A 1,822-nucleotide genomic window follows, 5' to 3' on the forward strand; every position below is an offset into this window, starting at 1 on the left:
TCGATCGTCCACATCGCAGCTTCCTTTCGTGATTCGAAAGCACAAAAGGAATCACAACCGCGCACAACCCGCAAACCGAAGTCCGCTAACCGATTCCGCCGATTCTCAAAGTCTCCGGACGGACACTTAGGAAAATGACGAACTTCGCGGCCCGGCCCTCCCATCGACAGGAGGAGAAGCTATGCAGACATCAACGCTAAAAAACCTCACCCGCATCACCCCGCTAGCAACGCCCCATCGACACCGGGTCCACAATGCATAAGGCCGCGGTCAATCCCGACAGTGACGATTTGCCGATACACGCCTTCGGTACCCTCACTCACGATCTGCATGATCTCGCCGCCTGGTTCAGTTCCAGTGGCGCCACAAGCGCGGCGATGGTGTCGACCGGCGTCTACTGGATCCCGCTTGCGCGATTTTCGAGCAACACGGTTTTTTGGCGATCCTGGTCGACGCGCGTTATGCGAAGAACGTCCCAGGCCGGAAGACTGACATCAGCGATGCGGCGTGGCTTCGCCAGTTGCACTCCTATGGCCTGCTGCCGCGGGAGCTTTCGCCCGAATGCACAGGTCGCAACATTGCGTGCTTATATGCGGCAACGAGAACAGCTGGTCGAGTATGCGGCAGCTCATATCCAGCACATGCAGAAAGATCTGATCTAGATGAACCTGCAGCTCCACCATGTGGTCTCCGACATCACCGGCGTGACATACAGGAATATCTGAGCCAACTCCCCTCCAGTTTTCGGGGATCAGAGCAGAGCCAATCGGGAATACCGCCAGCCGCAGCTGAAGAGGGGTATTACGCCATGCTGGACGAAGCAGCATGGCCGCGCAACTTAAACAAAATGGCCTGCGGCAAGATCGATTGCAGGCCACCATCAACGGCGTATGGGCAATGGTCCTACCGTTTTTAACGTTAATGATTAGCCAAGGCTCCAGCATACGCTTGCTTGGGTAAAACGGACTGTTAGTCATGTGCATATGACAAAGATGCGGCCGCCACAATACAGTACGCAGCAAGCTGAAAGGCCGGGAGAGTGCGCGGCTGTATGCGCCGGCGCGGTCTCCTACTTCATCAAATGCGCTGTTGATGCTGGATGGGGCGAGGAAGAGATTGCTCTTAGCCTCGCGGATGCTGCCGACAACTTCGTCGTCGAGCTCGCCAGGGCGCCAAAACGCCGCTTTAAAGCCGCCAACAACAATTAGCCCTTGGTGTCAGCGCCCTGTCGCCAAGGAGAAAAAATGCCAGGCGAGGATGTTGGCGGTCCGCGCGGACTTAAAGCAAGACGCTGGTACACGTAAGACTCGTGAATGAAAGATGCCTCCGTTTTAAAACCAGATACTGGAGCACTCTTGAACGCTTCGAGCCGAAATCACGACCCCTGCTTGCCCTTGCGCCGCCCTTTCCCTAAGCCAATCGTCCTTGCGATCTCAGATCTCTGAGCAGAATATGCTGGAGCAATCATGGGATAATCATCCGGCAACCCCCACTTCGCGCGGTAATCCTCCGGAGTGAGCTTGTAGGTTACCATGAGATGTCGCTTGAGAGACTTGAATATCTTTCCATCGTCCAAGCATATAATATATTTGTCATGGACCGACTTGCGGGGCTCGACCGCAGGGACAGGCATATCGTCTTGCAGGATGCCGATGGGTTCCTTTCCTAAGCTGGCCAATACGGCCCTGACCCTTTGGACAAGGTTTGGAACATCGTAGCTTTGTAGAGAATGATTTTGCACATAAGCCGAAACGATCTTGGCAGTCAAAATAACAATTTTATCTCTCTCGGACGGCCTCATTAATACCCCCGCAATATCTTA

Annotated in this window: 1 protein-coding gene and 1 pseudogene; one reads left to right on the forward strand and one right to left on the reverse strand. The window is 54.5% G+C overall.

Going from position 1 to position 1,822, the window contains the following annotated elements; all coding sequences use genetic code 11:
* Positions 1-181: 181 nt before the first annotated feature.
* A pseudogene (locus tag AX760_RS28110) lies at positions 182-659 on the forward strand (IS110 family transposase); the annotation flags it as partial.
* 716 nt (positions 660-1,375) lie between these two features.
* Here the strand turns inward: AX760_RS28110 and AX760_RS04265 are convergent.
* A complete protein-coding gene (locus AX760_RS04265) occupies positions 1,376-1,801 on the reverse strand; it encodes a Ros/MucR family transcriptional regulator (protein WP_071831760.1) in 426 nt (141 codons plus the stop codon).
* Between the last annotated feature and the right edge of the window lie 21 nt (positions 1,802-1,822).

The sequence above is a fragment of the Pararhizobium antarcticum genome (assembly GCF_001885585.1).
GTDB classification, from domain to species: Bacteria; Pseudomonadota; Alphaproteobacteria; order Rhizobiales; family Rhizobiaceae; genus Pararhizobium; species Pararhizobium antarcticum.